At 44.4% G+C, this 552-nt stretch carries 1 protein-coding gene; it reads right to left on the minus strand.

The window, feature by feature from the left end; all coding sequences use genetic code 11:
- The coding region (locus tag HC175_RS16935) for a PLP-dependent cysteine synthase family protein (RefSeq protein ID WP_168139520.1) at positions 1 to 552 on the minus strand (552 nt) is incomplete at both ends.

Raw genomic sequence — 552 nt, forward strand, 5'->3', positions numbered from 1 at the left:
TTCCAACATAGCGACTGCCATGGTCGTGAAAAAGGATCACCACTACATCATCCTTTTTAAAGTGCTCTTTTAACTGAAGCAAACCTTTTATAGCAGCTCCTGCACTATTCCCGAGGAACATCCCTTCTTCTTTGGCCAGTCTCTGGGTATAGATTGCCGCATCCTTATCTGTCACCTTAGTAAAGCCGTCAATGATGCTGAAATCCACATTCTTTGGCAGGATATCCTCTCCAATTCCTTCAGTCACATATGGATAGATCTCGTTTTCGTCAAATTCCCCTGTTTCGTGGTACTTTTTAAAAACAGAACCATAGGTGTCCACGCCCCAAACCTTTACGTTCGGATTTTGTTCCTTCAGGTATTTTCCAACGCCCGATATTGTTCCGCCCGTTCCAACACCAACAACAAAATGGGTCACTTTCCCATCGGTCTGTCTCCAGATCTCGGGTCCTGTGCTTTCATAATGAGCTTTTGTGTTGGAAAGGTTGTCGTACTGGTTAACGTACCAGGAGTTTGGCGTTTCTTCAGCAAGACGTTTGGAAGTGGAATAAT

The organism is Salinimicrobium oceani, from assembly GCF_012037645.1.